Annotated in this window: 14 protein-coding genes; 10 read left to right on the top strand and 4 right to left on the bottom strand. The window is 62.3% G+C overall.

The genetic code is table 11. The annotated features are described in order from the left end of the window. Both ABI213_RS16580 and ABI213_RS16575 read right to left on the bottom strand, forming a co-directional pair. On the bottom strand, positions 1-719 hold a 719-nt coding region (locus ABI213_RS16580; RefSeq protein WP_348027912.1), incomplete at its 3' end, for an AMP-binding protein. Between the two features lie 11 nt (positions 720-730). Then, on the bottom strand, positions 731-1,906 hold the full coding sequence (locus ABI213_RS16575) for an isovaleryl-CoA dehydrogenase (RefSeq protein ID WP_348027911.1): 1,176 nt from the start codon (positions 1,904-1,906) through the stop codon (positions 731-733). A 96-nt stretch (positions 1,907-2,002) separates the two neighbouring features. Between ABI213_RS16575 and ABI213_RS16570 the strand changes: the two genes are divergently transcribed. Next, on the top strand, positions 2,003-3,013 hold the full coding sequence (locus ABI213_RS16570) for an AraC family transcriptional regulator (protein WP_348005173.1): 1,011 nt from the start codon (positions 2,003-2,005) through the stop codon (positions 3,011-3,013). Between the two features lie 9 nt (positions 3,014-3,022). On the opposite strand, the gene ABI213_RS16565 is transcribed toward ABI213_RS16570, so the two are convergent. After that, positions 3,023-3,763, bottom strand: coding sequence for a tetratricopeptide repeat protein (locus tag ABI213_RS16565; RefSeq protein WP_348005172.1), 741 nt, complete (start codon positions 3,761-3,763; stop codon positions 3,023-3,025). 117 nt (positions 3,764-3,880) lie between these two features. On the opposite strand from ABI213_RS16565, the gene guaD reads away from it, so the two are divergent. The 7 genes from guaD to gsiD all read left to right on the top strand — a co-directional run bounded on the left by guaD (position 3,881) and on the right by gsiD (position 12,031). Further along, the gene (guaD, locus tag ABI213_RS16560) at positions 3,881-5,164 is read left to right on the top strand and encodes a guanine deaminase (RefSeq protein ID WP_348005171.1); all 1,284 of its coding nucleotides are present in this window, start codon (positions 3,881-3,883) and stop codon (positions 5,162-5,164) included. Positions 5,165-5,262: 98 nt separating this feature from the next. Further along, the gene (gene dcd / locus ABI213_RS16555; protein ID WP_348027910.1) at positions 5,263-5,829 is read left to right on the top strand and encodes a dCTP deaminase; all 567 of its coding nucleotides are present in this window, start codon (positions 5,263-5,265) and stop codon (positions 5,827-5,829) included. Positions 5,830-5,885: 56 nt separating this feature from the next. After that, positions 5,886-6,758, top strand: a complete 873-nt coding sequence (locus tag ABI213_RS16550) for a class II glutamine amidotransferase (protein WP_348007696.1) — start codon at positions 5,886-5,888, stop codon at positions 6,756-6,758. Next, a complete protein-coding gene (locus tag ABI213_RS16545; RefSeq protein ID WP_348007695.1) occupies positions 6,755-8,611 on the top strand; it encodes a dipeptide ABC transporter ATP-binding protein in 1,857 nt (618 codons plus the stop codon). Before ABI213_RS16550 ends, ABI213_RS16545 begins: the two co-directional genes overlap by 4 nt. 49 nt (positions 8,612-8,660) lie before the next feature. After that, the gene (gene gsiB, locus ABI213_RS16540) at positions 8,661-10,196 is read left to right on the top strand and encodes a glutathione ABC transporter substrate-binding protein GsiB (RefSeq protein WP_348007694.1); all 1,536 of its coding nucleotides are present in this window, start codon (positions 8,661-8,663) and stop codon (positions 10,194-10,196) included. Between the two features lie 12 nt (positions 10,197-10,208). Next, positions 10,209-11,129, top strand: a complete 921-nt coding sequence (gene gsiC, locus ABI213_RS16535) for a glutathione ABC transporter permease GsiC (RefSeq protein ID WP_348007693.1) — start codon at positions 10,209-10,211, stop codon at positions 11,127-11,129. Between the two features lie 41 nt (positions 11,130-11,170). Further along, complete coding sequence (gsiD, locus tag ABI213_RS16530) at positions 11,171-12,031, top strand: glutathione ABC transporter permease GsiD (RefSeq protein WP_348014790.1); 861 nt, start codon at positions 11,171-11,173, stop codon at positions 12,029-12,031. A gap of 65 nt (positions 12,032-12,096) precedes the next feature. On the opposite strand, the gene ABI213_RS16525 is transcribed toward gsiD, so the two are convergent. Continuing rightward, complete coding sequence (locus ABI213_RS16525) at positions 12,097-13,308, bottom strand: adenylate/guanylate cyclase domain-containing protein (RefSeq protein ID WP_348007691.1); 1,212 nt, start codon at positions 13,306-13,308, stop codon at positions 12,097-12,099. Between the two features lie 148 nt (positions 13,309-13,456). Between ABI213_RS16525 and ABI213_RS16520 the strand changes: the two genes are divergently transcribed. Beyond that, a complete protein-coding gene (locus ABI213_RS16520) occupies positions 13,457-14,341 on the top strand; it encodes a neutral zinc metallopeptidase (protein WP_348007690.1) in 885 nt (294 codons plus the stop codon). A 104-nt stretch (positions 14,342-14,445) separates the two neighbouring features. Then, a complete protein-coding gene (gene rpsO / locus ABI213_RS16515) occupies positions 14,446-14,712 on the top strand; it encodes a 30S ribosomal protein S15 (protein WP_295956943.1) in 267 nt (88 codons plus the stop codon). Positions 14,713-14,714: the final 2 nt, after the last annotated feature.

Genomic DNA, 14,714 nt, shown 5'->3' with positions numbered 1-14,714 from the left:
GGCGTGAGCTGCATGCATTCGCCGATGAAGAAGCCGTTGTTGAGAATGTTGCGGTGCGTCAGCGTGGCACCCTTCGGAAAGCCCGTGGTGCCGCTGGTGAACTGGATGTTGACCGGGTCGGTCGCCTTGACGGTGCTACCGATCTGCAGGATGCGCGGGTCGTCGGGGTTGCCGCTGGCCAGCAGCGCCGAAAAACGCTGTATTCCGGGCTGCAGGTCGGGCGGCATTTCGGTCGGATTGGCCTCAGCTTCACGGTCTATCCACGCGACGTGGCGCAGTAGCGGCAGGCGATCAGGCCCCAGTTCGCGCAGCATGCCCAGGTAGTCGCTGGTCTTGAAGCGGGCCATCGTCACCAGCGCTTTGATGCCCGCCTTGTTGAGCACGTATTCGAGCTCTGAGGTGCGGTACGCCGGGTTGATGTTGACCAGGATGATGCCGACCTTGGCGGTGGCGATCTGTACCAGCACCCAGGCCACGTTGTTGTGCGACCAGATGCCGACGCGGTCGCCGGGCACCAGGCCCAGGTTCAGCAGTGCGCTGGCGAGGCGGTTCGATGCAGTCTGCAGTTCGCGGTAGCTGAGGCGGCGGCCTTCGTGCCGGCTCACCAACGCCTCGCGCCCGGGCTGCCTGGCGACCATGTCGTCGAAGAAAGCGCCGAGCGTCTGCGCGATCAGTGGTACCTCGGTGCTGCCTTGGGCGTAGCTAGGGGTGGGTGCCATGGTGTCAAGCCTCACATGGTTTCTGCAAACAGCTCGCGGCCAACCAGCATGCGGCGGATTTCGCTGGTGCCCGCACCGATTTCGTACAGCTTGGCATCGCGCCACAGGCGGGGTGTGGGGTATTCGTTGGTATAGCCGTTACCGCCCAGGATCTGGATCGCCTCGCCCGCCATCCAGGTGGCTTTTTCGGCCAGGTACAGGATGGCCCCGGCGGCATCCTTGCGCAGCGTGCGGGTGTGGTCGGCCCGGTCGCAGGCCGCCGCCACGGCATAGCCGTAAGCGCGGCAGGCCTGCCAGGTGGTGTACATGTCGGCCAGCTTGCCCTGCATCAACTGAAATTCGCCAATGCTTTGGCCGAACTGCTTGCGGTCGTGCACATAGGGCAGCACCACGTCCATGCAGGCCGCCATGATGCCTAAAGGGCCGCCGCAGAGTACGGTGCGCTCGTAGTCCAGGCCCGACATCAGCACTTTGACGCCCTGGCCCACGCCGCCCAGCACGTTGTCGGCAGGCACTTCGCAGTCTTCGAAAAACACCGGGTAGGTGTTGGAGCCGCGCATCCCCAGCTTGTCCAGCTTGGTGCCGAAACTGAGGCCTTTGAAGCTTTTTTCGACGATGAAGGCGGTCATGCCTTTGGCACCCGCGTGGAGGTCGGTCTTGGCATAGACGACCAGCGTGTCGGCGTCGCCGCCGTTGGTGATCCACATCTTGGAGCCGTTGAGCAGATAGCGGTCGCCTTGTCTGTCGGCGCGTAATTTCATGCTGACCACGTCCGAGCCCGCATTGGGCTCGCTCATGGCCAGGGCACCTACGTGGTCGCCGCTGACCAGCTTGGGTAGATAGCGGTCTTTTTGGGCTTGGCTGCCGTTGCGGTGCAACTGGTTGACGCACAGGTTGGAATGCGCGCCGTAGCTCAGGCCCACCGAGGCAGAAGCGCGCGATACCTCTTCCATGGCCACCATGTGGGCCAAATAGCCCATCTCGGTGCCGCCGTATTCCTCCGACACGGTCATGCCGTGCAGGCCCAGGCTGCCCAGCTTTTTCCACAGGTCGGCGGGGAACTGGTTGTCGTGGTCTATGGCGGCGGCGCGCGGGGCAATCTCGGCGGTGGCAAAGCTTTGCACGGTGTCGCGCAGCATGTTGATGGTGTCGCCAAGGTGGAATGCCAAAGTGGGCAGATGGGCCATGGGTTGTCTCCTATTTCATGCCAGTGTGGCCGTCCTAAGCGCGCAAAGTGCGCCAATCTGGTTGCAAATCGTGCCAAATAAAACTAAGCTTTGACCATGGCTTTACCGACACCAGCACCGCCCCGTGCGGCAACACCCATCGCCTTTGTCAAAGCGGTTCTGCTGGCCTACGAGCGCTATCGCCAAGACCCCGGCCCGGCCTTGCAGGCTGCACAAATTACGCCAGCCCTGTTGACTGATCCATTGGCCTGCATCACCGCAGCGCAGATGGAGACGTTGTGCAATGCCGCCATGCGTGCACTGGACGACGAAGCCCTGGGTTGGTTCTCGCGCAAGCTGCCCTGGGGCAGTTACGGCATGCTGTGCCGGGCATCCTTGGGTGCACCTAACTTGGGTGTGGCGATCAAGCGCTGGTGCCGCCACCACCGATTGCTGACGGACGACCTGGTGCTGGCGCTGCGCATAGAGGGGGATGAGGCCGTCGTGACGCTGACCGAACAGCAAACGTTTGGCGCCTTGCGCGAGTTTTGCCTGGTCACCATCCTGCGCTACCTGCACGGCTACGCCTGCTGGGCGATCGACTCGCGCATTCCGCTGCGCGGGGTCACTTTCCCGTTTCCCGAGCCTGCGCACGGGCAGGTGTACCCGCTGATTTTTCCGGGGCCGACGGTGTTCAACGCGCCGCAGGCGGGTTTTCGCTTCGATGCCCGCTATCTGGGCCTGGCCTTGCGCCGCGACGAATCCGCCCTGCAGGCCATGCTGGAGCGGGCACTGCCGCTGACCGTGCTGCAGTACCGGCACGACCGGCTGCTGCAACAAAGCGTGCGCGCGCTGTTGCGCACCCGCTCGGGTGAGCTGCGCAATGCCGAGGCGCTGGCCATGGCGCTGGGCGTGTCCACCCGCAGCCTGCACCGGCAGTTGCAGTTGGAGGGCGTGTCGCTGCAGGCGCTGCGCGACGAGGTGCGGCGTGAAGTCGCTCTGGACCTGCTGCACCGTACCGACTGGCCGGTGAAGCAGATTGCGCACACGGTAGGCTTTTTGAACGAAAAGAGCTTTTCGCGCGCGTTCAAAACCTGGACCGGGCACGCGCCCAGCGAGATGCGCTGACGGTGCGTGTTAGGTCAGCTTGTCCAGCATCTGCTGGCCCACGCGCCGAAACTCCGGGTGGCCCGACCCCAGCAGCACCGTGCCCACTTTGCGCAGATACGCTGGGGTAGCGGTCAATGGTACTTTTTGCAGCCACTCCAGTGCTTCCGGCAACCGTCCGCGGGCGGCCAGCATGCCCGCGTAGTTGAACTGGCCACGAAAGTCACCGCCCTGGGCCCCTTCCTGGTAGCAGAAGAAGGCGGCTTCCTCGTCTTTCTCTACCACCTGCCCGTTCTCGTAGTAGCGGCCGATTTTGGTCATGGATTTGGCGTGGCCCTGGTCGGCGGCCTGGCGGTACAACTGCAGCGCGGCGGCGTGGTCTTGCGGCACGCTTTTGCCTTCGGCGAGCTGGTTGGCCAGGTTGTACAGGCCGACATCCAGGCCCAGGCTGGCGGCTTTTTTGTACCAGGCCACGGCGGCAAACAGGTCAATGGGTGCGCCCCAGCCGTTTTCCAGGCAGCGCCCGGCCATGTTCATGCCCATGGCGTGGCTTTGTTCGGCGGCTTGCAGAAACCAGTGCAAGGCCTGGGCGGGATGGCACGGCATGCCGTGGCCGTCCAGCAGCCACTGGCCCAGCACGGCTTGCGCGTCCGCGTTGCCCTGTGCGGCGGCGGTTTGCACCCAGGGTACGGCAAGTGCAGGTGGGCTGGCCAGGACGGTGGTCCAGTCGGCTTGGGTGGGCGTGGCGGAAATCGGCGGCAGGGCAGTCATGTAGGTAGAAGTGATTGGGGCTTACGCAGCGCCCCCTGTGTCGCCCTCTGGGCGCACAGAGGTGCTTGCGTAATTCCTGGTGAGAAATGGTCCGAATTATGCGTAAGCTATCGCCCTATGAAAGCTTACCGCGCCGCAATTCTCCGTTTCGCCCCCGACCACTCGGCTATTTTTGACGAAGACGGGCTGTTGGTGGTCGGTCCTGATGCGTCGGGCACCCAACGGGTGCAGGCCGTCGGCCCGTACCGCACGCTGGGCCCCAAATACCCCGGTCTGCCGGTGGAACACCTGCCGGGCCGCATATTGGCACCGGGCTTTGTGGACATGCACATCCACTACCCACAGACCGACATCATCGGGTCGCCCGCCGACGGTCTGCTGCCTTGGCTAGAGAACTACACTTTTCCCGCAGAAAAACAGTTCTCAGCGCAAGAGCATGCTGCGGAAGTAGCTAGTTTTTTTATAGCAGAGCTGCTGCGCAATGGCCTAACCACGGCGTTGGCCTTTGCCACCTCGCACCCGACATCGGTGAATGCGTTGTTCAGCGAGGCACAGAAAAACCACATGCGTCTGATCACTGGCAAGGTGCTGCAAGACCAGAACTCCCCCGACGGGGTGCGCGACGACACCGAGCAAAGCCTGCTCGACACCGAGGCGCTGATCCGGCGCTGGCACGGCGTAGACCGCCTGGGCTACGCCATTACGCCGCGCTTTGTGCCCACCAGCAGCGCCGCCCAGTTGCGCGGTGCCGGTGTCTTGGCGAGCAAGTACCCCGATGTGTGGGTGCAGTCCCACGTGGCCGAGAACCTGGGCGAGATCGCCTGGGTGCGCGATCTTTATCCGGCTGCGCGCAGCTACCTCAGCGTCTACGAAGATTTCGGCCTGCTGCGCCCGCGCGCCGTGTACGCCCACTGTATCCATTTCGACGATGTGGACCGCGCCCTGATGCGCGACAGCGGCACTGTGGCCGCCATCAGCCCGACCAGCAACTTGTTTTTGGGCAGCGGATTTTTTGACTACGAAGGTGCCGACCGCATCGGTTTTGGCTACGGCCTGGCCAGCGATGTGGGTGGCGGCACCAGCTTCAGCCCCTTCCACACCATGCGCGCGGCCTACTACGTGGGGCGTGAAGGCCAGACCAAACCCGGCCTGTCGCTGAACCCGCAAAACCTGTGGTGGCAGCACACGGCAGGTGCCGCCGCCGCGCTGGGCCTGGGCGGCGTGGTGGGCAACCTGGCGGTGGGCTGCGAGGCCGACTTTTTGGTGCTGAACCCGCAGGCCACGCCCTTGCTGGCACGCAAGACGGCGCGGGCACAGAGCTTGGACGAGCTGCTGTTCAGCCTGATCGTCCTGGCCGACGACCGGGCGGTGGAGCGTACGGTCATTTCTCAAGCCAAATAGACCGTTAGCGCATGTAAGGCATGTGCATATAGCTATTACTTTGGTAGCGATGTGCATGTCTGCGCGGTACAATCTCGGCCAACCTCAAAGAGTGCCCAATGACTATCAAAAGCGACAAGTGGATTCGCCGCATGGCCGAGCAAACCGGGATGATCGAGCCGTTTGAGCCCGGCCAGATCCGCCAACGCGACGGCAACAAGATCATCAGCTACGGCACCAGCAGCTACGGCTACGATATCCGTTGCGCGCCCGAATTCAAGGTTTTCACCAACATCCACAGCACCGTGGTCGATCCCAAGAACTTCGACGAAAAGAGCTTTGTCGACTTCTCGGGCGACAGCTGCATCATTCCGCCGAACAGCTTTGCGCTGGCCCGCACGGTCGAATACTTCCGCATCCCGCGCAATGTGCTGACCATCTGCCTGGGCAAAAGCACCTACGCCCGCTGCGGCATCATCGTCAACGTGACCCCGTTCGAGCCCGAGTGGGAAGGCTACGTGACCCTGGAATTCAGCAACACCACGCCGCTGCCCGCCAAGATCTACGCCGGGGAAGGCTGCGCCCAGGTGCTGTTCTTTGAAAGCGACGAGGTCTGCGAGGTGAGCTACAAAGACCGTGGCGGCAAATACCAGGGCCAGGTCGGCGTAACTTTGCCGCGCGCCTGATGTCGGCGAGGGCCTGGTTCTTGCGTTAAGAGTAGGCGACTCCATAGGAAATCACCATGTGCCAAATGCTCGCCATGAACTGCAACAGTAGCGCCAGCATCAACTTCTCGTTTGCGGGCTTTTCTGCCCGCGGTGGGCAGACCGGCGAACATGCTGACGGCTGGGGCATTGCCTTCCACGAGCGCACCGGCTGCCGGGTATTTATCGACGACGGGCGGGCCAGCGACTCGGCTCTGGCTGACTTTGTGCGTAGCTACCCGATCAAGTCCAAGTCGGTGTTGGCGCATATCCGCAAAGCCACCCAGGGCGCGGTCACTTTGTCCAACTGCCACCCGTTCCAGCGCGAATGGCTGGGCCAACACTGGGTGTTTTGCCACAACGGCGACCTCAAAAATTACCACCCCAACCTGCGCGGCAACTACCTGCCGGTGGGTACCACCGACAGCGAAAAAGCCTTTTGCTGGATGCTGCAAGAGCTGCGCAGCGCCTTTCGCGGTGCCTGCCCGCCGAGCTGGAAGCAGGTGGCACCGGTGCTGGCCGAGCTGTCGCGCCGCATCGCCAGCCACGGCACGTTTAACTTTTTGCTGTCCAACGGCGAGGCCATGTACGCGCATTGCTCGACCGATCTGAGCTGGGTATCGCGCCAGCACCCGTTCCAGACCGCCCGTTTGATCGACTGCGACATGACGCTGGACCTGCGCCAGGCCAATAGCGAAAGCGACCGCATGGTGCTGGTGGCCACCCAGCCGCTGACCGCCGACGAGCCCTGGGACCGCTTCGCCCCGGGCGAACTCAAGGTATTTGTCGAAGGTGCCCAGGTTTGGAGCAGCACCAGCTTGCCACCCAAACCGGCTAGACCTGTGCGGCCTGCCCGGGCCGTGCAGCCCAAACCGGTCGTCTTGCGCGCCAGCCTCGGAGCCCCTGCGTGAGCGCTGCGCCAGGGGAGGGGGCCCGGCGGGTACTGGACGTGCAGCACCTGAGCGTGCGGTTTGAAACCAAGGAGCGGGTGGTCGATGCCGTGCGCGACCTGTCGTTCCACGTCAACGCGGGCGAAACGCTGGCGATTGTGGGCGAATCGGGTTCGGGCAAGTCGGTATCGTCCCTGGCGCTGATGCGGCTGGTGGAAAACGGCGGCGGGCGCATCACCCGTGGCAGCATCCAATTCCACCGACGCGACGGCAGCACGCTGGACCTGGCGCAGGCCAGCCCTGCCACCATGCGCGGCATCCGCGGGGCCGAAATGGCCATGGTGTTCCAGGAACCCATGACCTCGCTGAACCCGGTGTTTGCCGTGGGCGAGCAAATTGCCGAATCCATCCGGCTGCACCAGCATCTGGGCCACGCAGCCGCCCGTGCCGAGGCGCTTCGCATGCTGGACCTGGTGCGCATTCCTGAGGCCCGGAATGTGCTGGACCGCTATCCGCACCAGCTCTCGGGCGGCATGCGCCAGCGGGTGATGATTGCCATGGCCTTGGCGTGCAAGCCCCGCCTGTTGATTGCCGACGAGCCCACGACTGCGCTGGACGTGACCATCCAGGCCCAGGTGCTGTCGCTCATCCGCCTGCTGCAGGACGAGATGCAGATGGGCGTGGTATTCATCACCCACGACATGGGCGTGGTGGCCGAGATGGCCGACCGCGTGCTGGTCATGCTGCGCGGCGACAAGGTGGAAGAAGGTGACTGCGCGCGCCTGTTTGCCGCCCCGCAGCACCCCTACACCCGCGCGCTGCTGGCGGCCGTGCCCACGCTGGGAGCCATGCAAGGCACCGACGGACCGGCCAAATTCCCGCTTCTGGCTGCGCCGGATGCGGTGGTGTGGCCGGAGCGCGATACCGTCCAGTACGACATGCCGCCGGTGTTGAAGGTGCATAAGCTCACCACCCGGTTTCCGGTGCGCACCGGTCTGCTGGGCCGTGTGACCCGCCAGGTGTATGCGGTAGAGCAAGTCAGTTTTAGCCTGCAACGCGGCGAGACGCTGGCCCTGGTAGGCGAGTCGGGCTGCGGCAAATCCACCACCGGGCGCTCGCTAGCGCGGCTGGTGGAGTTCCATGCGGGCAGTGTGGACGTGAATGGGCGGGCGATTGCACCGTTAAAAGGCCAGGCCTTGCAAACCCTGCGCCGCGATGTGCAGTTTATTTTTCAGGACCCTTTTGCCTCGCTGGACCCGCGTTTGACGGTGGGCTTCGCCATCATGGAGCCCTTGCTGGTGCACGGTGTGGCCAAAGGCGCGGAAGCCGAGAAACGCGTGGCCGCTTTGCTCTACCGTGTCGGCATGCCCGCCCATGCCGCCCAGCGCTATCCGCACGAATTCTCGGGTGGCCAGCGCCAGCGGATTGCGATTGCCCGGGCGCTGGCGCTGAACCCCAAGGTGGTGGTGGCCGACGAGGCGGTCTCGGCGCTGGACGTGTCCATCCGTGCGCAGATCGTCAATCTGATGTTGGACTTGCAGCGCGAATCAGGCATCGCCTTTTTGTTCATTTCGCACGACATGGCGGTGGTGGAGCGCATCAGCCACCGGGTAGCGGTGATGTACCTGGGCCAGATTGTCGAGATCGGCCCGCGCCGCGCGGTATTCGAGAATCCGCAGCACGCCTACACCCGCCGTCTGATGGCCGCCGTGCCGGTGGCCGACCCGGCCCGCCGCCACAATCGACGTGAACTGCTGACGGGCGACATCCCCAGCCCGATCCGCGCCCTGGACGACTTGCCGCAAGTGGCTCCGCTGGTCGAGGTCGGCCCCGGCCACTTCGTGGCGCGCCATGCGGTAGGGGGTCTTTACTAGTTTCTGCTCCCCGACTATCGGGACTTTTTAACCTCACTGGAGCTCTTGCATGCGACCCCATCTGACCAAGTTGTCTATTGCCCTGGCCTTGTCGGCCGCGTTTATGTCCCATGCCTATGCCGCGAAGGATGCGGTGATCGCCGTGGACCGCACGTTCACCACGCTGGACCCATATGATGCCAACGACACCATCTCCCAGGCGGTGGCCAAATCTTTCTACCAGGGGCTGCTGGGTTTCGACAAGAACATGAAAATGGTGCCGGTGCTGGCCGATAGCTACAAGGCCAGCAAAGACGGCTTGGTCTACACCTTTGTGCTGAAGAAGGGCATCAAGTTCCAGGACGGCACCGACTTCAACGCCGAGGCCGTCAAGCTCAACTTTGACCGCGTCACCAACCCCGACAACAAGCTCAAGCGCTACACCTTGTACAAGAACATCGCCAAGACCGAGGCGGTGGATGCCAACACCGTGCGCTTCACGCTGAAAGAGCCGTTTTCGCCCTTCATCAATTCGCTGGCCCATCCGTCGGCGGTGATCATTTCGCCCGCCGCCCTTGCCAAATACGGCAAAGACATTGGCCAGCACCCGGTGGGCACCGGCCCGTTCAAGTTTGTGGAATGGAAACAGACCGACTATGTGAAGGGCGAAAAATTTGCCGGGTACTGGCGCAAGGGCTACCCCAAGGTGGACAGCATCACCTGGCGCCCGGTGGTAGACAACAACTCGCGCAGCGCCATCATGCAAACCGGCGAGGCCAACTTCACCTACCCGGTGCCGGCCGAGCAGGTCGCGCTGCTTAAAGGCAAGCCGAATCTGGAGATCACGGTATCGCCGTCTATCGTGCACCGCTTTGTGGCCTTGAACACCCTGCAAAAGCCGTTTGACAACCCCAAGGTCCGTGTAGCGCTGAACTACGCCATCAACAAAGACGCGCTGATCAAAGTGGTCTACGGCGGCTACGCCATTCCGGCCGAAGGCGTGATCCCCAAGGACGTGCAGTTCTCTACCAAGCTGGGCCCCTGGCCGTACAACCCGGTGAAAGCCCGCGAGCTGCTGAAAGAGGCTGGTTACCCGAACGGCTTTGACAGCACCTTGTGGTCGGCCTTTACCGACACCACCTCGCAAAAAGCCATCCAGTTCATCCAGCAGCAGCTGCGGGTGATCAGCGTCAACGTACAGGTGCAGGCGCTGGAGTCCGGCCAGCGGGTGGAAAAGGTCGAGAGCTGGCAAGATCCGGCCACGGCCCCGATGCGCATGCTGTACATCGGCTGGTCGGCCTCCACCGGCGAGGCCGACTGGGCTTTGCGCCCCTTGTTGGCCTCGGAGTCCTTTCCGCCCAAGTCTTACAACACCGGTTACTACAAGAACGCAGCGGTCGATGCAGGTATCGCCAAAGCCTTGGTAGAGGTCAATCCAGCGGCCAAAGCGCAGATTTACAGCGAAGTGCAGCAGCAGATCTGGAAAGACGCGCCCTGGATCAACCTGGCCACGCTGCAACTGGTGTCGGCCCGTACCAAGAACTTCAGCGGCTTTTACGTGATGCCCGACCAGTCGTTCAACTTTGATGAAATCGAACTGAAGTAGCCCTCGGCCCGCATGCTGAATTACATCCTCAAGCGCCTGCTGGGCCTGCTGCCCACCTTGCTGATCGTGGCGGGGCTGGTGTTTCTGTTCGTCCACCTGCTGCCGGGCGACCCGGCGCGGCTGGCGGCAGGGCAGGATGCGGATTTTGAAACCGTGCAGACTATCCGCCACGACCTGGGGCTGGATCAGCCGATGCACCAGCAGTTTTGGCGCTTCATCAGCCATGCGGTGCAAGGTGATTTTGGGCAGTCGCTGCGCAGCAAACGCCCCGTGTCCACCGAGATCGCCGAGCGCTTCATGCCCACCTTTTGGCTCACCGTGGCGGCGATGGGCTGGTCGGTGCTGCTGGGGCTGGTGATTGGTACGGTGTCTGCCGTGTGGCGCAACCAATGGCCCGACCGCCTGGGCATGACGCTGGCGATCACCGGCATCTCCTTCCCGTCGTTCGCCTTGGGCATGGTGCTGATGGAGGTGTTTTCGGTGCAACTGGGTTGGCTGCCTACGGTGGGGGCAGATACCTGGAAACATTACGTGCTGCCGTCGCTCACTCTGGGGGCGGGTGTGGCCGCGGTGATGGCGCGGTTTACCCGCTCGTCCTTTATCGACATCCTGAAAGAAGACTACGTGCGCACCGCCCGCGCCAAGGGACTGAACGAGTTGGTCGTGGTGCTCAAGCACGGCCTGCGCAATGCGCTGATCCCGGTGGTCACCATGATGGGGTTGCAATTTGGCTTCTTGCTGGGGGGCTCCATCGTGGTGGAGAAGGTGTTCAACTGGCCGGGCATGGGCCGCCTGCTGGTGGACGCGGTGGAAATGCGCGACTTCCCGGTGATCCAGGCCGAGGTGCTGCTGTTTTCGCTGGAATTCATCTTGATCAACCTGGTGGTCGATGTGCTGTACGCCGTCATCAATCCCACCATTCGCTACAAATAAAATAGCTGCTTATGCATATAGAACCTGCGCCAGAGCCTATTTTGACTATGGAAAAGGTGCGCACGCCCTGGAGCGAGTTTTGGCGCAAGTTCAAAAGCCAGCATGTCGCCTTGGTCGCCGGGTTGTTTGTGTTGCTGCTGGTCGTGGTGGCGGTGGCCGCGCCGTGGCTGGTGCCCTTTGATGCCGAGAATTTCTTTGACTACGACGCACTGAATGCTTCGCCGTCGGCCGCGCACTGGTTCGGCGTGGATGCCCTGGGCCGTGACATCTTCAGCCGCATCCTGATGGGTGCGCGCATTTCGCTGGCGGCGGGCTTTATCTCGGTGGCAGTGGGTGCGGTGATCGGCACCGTGCTGGGCCTGCTGGCCGGCTATTACGAGGGCTGGTGGGACCGCATCGTGATGCGTATCTCGGACGTGCTGTTTGCGTTTCCCGGCATTTTGCTGGCCATTGGCATCGTGGCCATTCTGGGTAACGGCATGGCCAACGTGATTTTTGCCGTGGCGGTGTTCAGCGTGCCGGCTTTTGCCCGGCTGGTGCGTGGCAACACCCTGGTGGTGAAGAACCTGACCTACATCGAAGCCGTGCGCTCGATTGGCGCGTCCGACTGGACCATTCTCACCCGGCACATTTTTCCGGCCACCATTTCCTCGGTGGTGGTGTACTTCACCATGCGCATCGGCACCTCTATCATCACGGCCGCCAGCCTGTCCTTTCTAGGCCTGGGCGCGCAGCCGCCCACGCCGGAGTGGGGCGCCATGCTGAACGAAGCCCGCGCCGACATGATGAGCGCGCCGCATATCGCGCTCTTCCCCAGCCTGGCCATCTTCTTCACCGTGCTGGCCTTCAACTTGCTGGGCGATGGACTGCGCGATGCGCTGGACCCTAAGCTGGACAATTAATTGAATGCTTTTTAGGCCTCTGGCGCAGACGCCACCTGCGCAGGCAGCTATTTTTTAGATAGCATTTACTTCGGCGTGGTCTGGATGCTGTCGATGACCTTTTGCAGGTCGGCCACGGCCCGGCTGCGGTTTTCGTCGCTGAGCTTGTCCAGGTCTACCGACAGGCGCAGGCCGGGGTAGCGCTGATTGAGGGTGGTGGCGGCATCGGGCGCGTGGATGTCGCGCAGCACAAAGCAGCGGATTTCACGCGACACGCCCTTGGCCATCAGGGGTTCACGCTCGTGGGCATCAAACTCGTCTTTCACCAGCGCATAGGTTTCGTACGACATGATGATGCCGTCGGGTTCGCCGTTTTGTTCCAGCCGGGCGGCCAAGTTCACCTCGCTGCCGATCACGGTGTAGTCCATGCGCTGGTCACTGCCAAAGTTGCCCACATGGCAAAACCCGGTATTGATGCCGATGCGGATGTGGAAGGGCTGGCGGTCGCCCTTGTCGCGCCAGATTTCGCGCAACTGGTGCATGCGCCGCTGCATCGCCACGGCCATGCGCACGCACTGCAAGGCATCTTCCTGTACGCCACGGGTCTCGGGGTCACCAAAAAAGACCAAGATGGCGTCGCCGACGAATTTGTCGATGGTGGCACCAAATTCCAGCGCAATCTTCGACATTTCCGAGAAGTAGCTGTTCAAAAAGTAGGTCAGGTCCTCGGGTTGCATGCCTTCCGAGGTCTTGGTGAAATCTTTGATATCTGAGAAGAAGATGGTGAGCTTCTTGCGTACCGCCTGGATGGACACGTCCTGGTCGCCCTCGAAAATCGTTTTGTAGACCTGGGGCGAGAGGTAGCGCGACAGCTTGTTGGACAGCGAATGCAGCATCGCCGTGCGCACGTTCAGGGCGATGTGGTTGTGCACCCGGGCCAGCAGAATCGGCGGGCAAATCGGCTTGGTGATGTAGTCCACCGCGCCCAGCTCAAAGCCTTTTTCCTCGGCTTCGTTGTCGGATTTGGCGGTGAGAAAGATCACCGGAATGTCGCGAGTGGCCGGATTGGCCTTGAGGCGGCGGCAGACCTCGTAGCCGTCAATCTGCGGCATCATGATGTCGAGCAAAATCAGGTCGGGCGGCGTGCTGGATGCCGCTACGGCCAGCCCTTTTTCGCCGTGGTTAACTACCTTGACACGGTAGGTGTCCTTGAGCAGCGCCGCCATCAGGGTCAGGTTGTCGGCAGTGTCGTCCACCACCAGCACGGTGGGTTTTTCGGCGAAGCCCAGCATTTTCATACAGTGTGTTCCGAATGCCAGCCCGAACCCATACAACACGCGGGTCGGTGGCTTGCAGAATCCTACACCGCCCACCTGCTCAAATGTGACATTTTGTGTGTTTTGGTGGCGCTGTACCATGCCGGACTAGATCAATGGGAGTGTGGCTATGAAATGGGAAGGCAATCGCGAGTCCAGCAATGTGGAAGACCGGCGGGATGACGACGGCGGTGGTTCGTCGGGTGGCGGCATCATGGGCGGGCGCAGCATTGGTATCGGCACCATCGTGATTGCTTTGGTGGGTGGCTGGATATTCGGCATCAACCCCATGACCATCATCAGCCTGATGAGTGGCGGTAGCGCCCCCCAGGTGCAACAGCAGCAGGCACCCGCGCACCGGCCACCCAAGGACGACCCACTGGCCAAATTTGTGTCCACCGTGCTGGCCGATACCGAAGATGTCTGGACCGATGTGTTCGCCAAGGCCGGTGGTACCTACAAAGACCCGACGCTGGTGCTGTTCCGTGGCGCTACCCGCACCGCGTGCGGCCAAGGCCAGGCGGCGATGGGACCGTTTTACTGCCCCGGCGACCAAAAGGTCTATATCGACCTGGGTTTTTATGACACGCTGAAAAACCAGCTGGGTGCTCCCGGCGAGTTCGCCGAGGCGTACGTGATTGCCCACGAGGTCGGTCACCACGTGCAAAACCTGATGGGCATCAGTGAAAAGGTCGATGCCATGCGCAGCCGCGTCAGCAAGACCCAGTACAACGCTTTGAGCGTGCGACTGGAACTGCAGGCCGACTGTTTTGCCGGTCTATGGGCCAAGCATGCGCAGAATGCGCGTCACATTCTGGAAAACGGCGATATCGAGTCGGCCATGAACGCCGCCGCCAAGATTGGTGATGACGCTTTGCAGCGCGCCAGCGGTGGTGAAGTGGTGCCCGACAGCTTCACCCACGGCACCAGCGCCCAGCGCCAGCGCTGGTTCAACACGGGCTACCAGACGGGCGTAGTGAAGTCCTGCGACACCTTCAGCGCACGCCAACTCTGAGAGCTAAACCGTTCCAGGCTATAATTTCAAGGCTTTGCACACCGCAAAGCGCACGTTGGTGGGTATTTCCCCTGCCAACGCAAGTCACTTTTAATGGATAAAACATGATCGCATCCTCTATCAAGGCCGAAGTCGTCAAGGACAATGCCCGCAGCGCAACCGACACCGGTAGCCCAGAAGTGCAAGTTGCACTGTTGACCGCCCGTATCAACGAACTCACCCCCCACTTCAAGCTGCACGCCAAAGACCACCACGGTCGCCGCGGTCTGCTGCGTATGGTGAGCCGTCGCCGCAAGCTGTTGGACTACCTGAACTCCAAGGACCACGAGCGTTATGTCGCTCTGATCGCGAAACTCGGCCTGCGTAAGTAATC

This window comes from Rhodoferax sp. (genome assembly GCF_039922535.1).
Classification (GTDB): domain Bacteria; phylum Pseudomonadota; class Gammaproteobacteria; order Burkholderiales; family Burkholderiaceae_C; genus Rhodoferax_B.
The sequence above is the reverse complement of the archived record's forward strand: the minus strand, read 5'-3'. Positions and strand labels throughout refer to the sequence as shown.